The following is a 2,925-nucleotide window of genomic DNA, read 5'->3' on the forward strand; positions in this document are numbered from 1 at the left end:
CTATGTGTAAATTTTTAGCTCTAGAAATATCTTTTAATGGAAAAACACTTATTGAGTTAGATGAAATTCGTTTTATTTTACAGAATACTACATCTAATTCTTTATTCTTTAAAAAAACATTCATTTGTTTTACTAGTTTATCTTCCAACCAAACATCATCACTATCCTGAAAAGCAATATATTCTCCTTTTGAAGCTTTTATCCCTAAATTTCTTGCTCCTCCACCTCCAACATTTTTATCTAAGCGAATATATTGAACTCTATCATCACTTTTAAAATTTTCCATAATTAAATAGGTCTTATCATTAGAGCAGTCATCCACAACAATAATTTCTATATTACTATAAGACTGAGATAATACACTATCAATTGCTCTTCTAATTGTTAATTGCCTATTATATGTAGGGATTATTATGCTTACTAAAGGCTTTATCATTTTTTATTATATTTAAAATAATGCTTTATAAATTTCTTGAATTTCAAATATGGCTTATATGTATTTAAGTAATAAATAAAAGGCCTATTTCTCTCATAATCTTTTATATTATTAATAATCAAAGATTTATTAATGTCTTTATTTTTTTTTAGACTCGAAATATAATCATTAATTTCAGATGTATTTTTAACCCAATCTAAGTTTTCTAAGGCATAATTTCTTGCCTTTTTCTTGAATAAGCCTATTTTTTCTTTGTTAGCAATATAATATAACATTTCTTTTTTTAAAGAATCTGCTGACACTATAGATTGAGACCAAAAGTAATTATCACTTCTTTTCTCGACCTTGTCAACTTTCACTAATCTTCCTGAAATATCCTTTTTAACAAATTCATTCATTGGAGGTTGGTCCGTTGTTACCGTAGGTAACCCACATGAAATTGCCTCTGGAACAGTAAGTCCAATTCCCTCCAATCTGGACGGATACAGATATACATCATAAAACTTATAAAGCCCAGGAGCACTAATAGTTTCATCTATAACTTGTAGTTTTTCTGCTTTAATTAATTCATTTATAATTAAATTATTTTCTGGAAAAAATTGATATAAACTAACTTGAGAATGTATAATCAATTTAAAATTCTCTGTAATGATAGAGTGAGCTGCCCTCAATACAAAGTCTGTACCTTTTCGCAATGGATTCATCCCAGCAGAATGAAAAAATTGTATACAATCTTTATCTACTATTTCAATAGGTTCATTTGGAATAAATAAATCAGTATTCGTACCCCACGGAAAATATTTAGCCTGATAATGATTTTTAAACACAGAATAATGTCTTTGAGTATTACAAAACAAAAAATCATATAAATGAAAAAAAGGCACTGTTTCTTTTTTATAATAATCAATATAAGCACCAATAATAACTCCCATTTTATCACATTCAATTACTGGGCTCCATTCATGTTGTTCATTGAATATTACTATCTCTAACTCATTAGATAAAACCCAATTTCTAAAATCTTTTAGATCAATCTTTGTTCTTGTTGAATTCTTAAATTGTTTCCCCCAAGTTATATTACCTTTATTCCATAACGGGTCTTTAATTGCAAACTCTTCACCTCCTCTAGCATATATAAACACATCATTTTCTTTTTCTAATACTTCTTTGTATTGTTTAGACACATAAGCAGCCCCCCTTTCAAACCATGTTGTTACTATTCCTATTTTCATAAGTTACGTTATGTTTTTTTTTGTTTTATAAAAGTATTCTCTGTCTAAAAAATACATACAAAGAATATAACTACTTATTCCAGTTATAGGAAGTCCAAATATTCTTAGATATGTATTAGAAATAAATGTTGATAAATAAAATAATAACAATATTGGCAAAATCATCATTAGTAAGTGAATCATTATAGTTAAGAATATTTCTATTATTCTTATTGGAATAATCTTCTTGGTTATTAAGTTAAAAGAAATAATAAAACTTAAAATATGGTAAAAAATTAAACTGACTACTATAAAAATTAGCCCCAATTGACTAGATAAAAAGATTAAACAAGAAACAACTAAAAGCATAGATAAATTCCAGTAAAAACCCCAATTAACTTTACCCGTAGCAAGTATTAAACTTCCAATAGGATTACCAACAGACACAACAATATACATTAAACATAGCAACCTAAAAATAATAACAGAATCTACCCATTGATCCCCATAAATTGTTAAAATTAAATCTTTAGCTAAAAATGCCATTATTATGTATACAACAACAATTACCGAAAAAAGGTGTTTAATAGACAATAAGTAAATGTTTTTTAAATCTAACTTACTATCCTGAAACTTGGACATCAAAGGAAAAGTTATTTTAGAAACAACAGGTGATATCAACTGTAGCGGCTTAATTGCTAAATTCTTAGCTATATTATAAACGCCTAAAATTTCCAAACCTAAAACTTTACCAATTATTAAAGTATCTAATTGAGAAGTAAAATAAACTGTTAAGTTCTGCCCTAAGTTAAATGCCCCGTATCTAAATAGGGACTTCAACGACTTGTGGTTATATTTAAAACTAGGGATAAATATTTTTCTTCCATAAATTATCAAATATAAACTCTGAACTACTGACCTGCCCACTATAGAGTAAATGAATGATATTATTCCATAATCAAGTTTTATCAGAATAGACATCAAAATTAATCCAAACAGATAAGAAAAAATTTCTGAAACAGCTACTGTTTTAAGCAAAACTTCTTTTAAAAAAAGAAATTTATACAACCTGGAAGTTGATAATATTATAAAAGAAAAGCAAACAATTTTTATATAAAGATTTACTTCTAATACATCATAAAATGAAGAAATTAAAGGTGATATTACAAAAAGAAGTGCTGTAAAAAAAACTCCTGAAAAAACATTAACCCAATATACACTAGAGAGTTGCTCAAAAGATATATTCTTATTGTAAACAATTGCATTACTAATACCTAC

General features: G+C 26.7%; 3 protein-coding genes. All 3 read right to left on the bottom strand.

All coding sequences use genetic code 11. From position 1 onward, the window contains the following. Positions 1–436, bottom strand: a 436-nt coding sequence (locus tag ABJD66_RS08330; RefSeq protein ID WP_348130325.1) for a glycosyltransferase family 2 protein, incomplete at its 3' end; no start/stop codon positions are given. After that, positions 433–1,668 carry a glycosyltransferase family 4 protein gene (locus tag ABJD66_RS08335; protein ID WP_348130328.1) on the bottom strand — a complete coding sequence of 412 codons (1,236 nt, stop codon included), beginning with the start codon at positions 1,666–1,668 and terminating at the stop codon, positions 433–435. The genes ABJD66_RS08335 and ABJD66_RS08330, both read right to left, overlap by 4 nt. Before the next feature lie 3 nt (positions 1,669–1,671). Further along, positions 1,672–2,925: oligosaccharide flippase family protein (locus ABJD66_RS08340; protein WP_348130331.1), on the bottom strand; the 1,254-nt coding region annotated here is incomplete at its 5' end.

The organism is Cellulophaga sp. (assembly GCF_039943695.1).
Lineage (GTDB): Bacteria > Bacteroidota > Bacteroidia > Flavobacteriales > Flavobacteriaceae > Cellulophaga.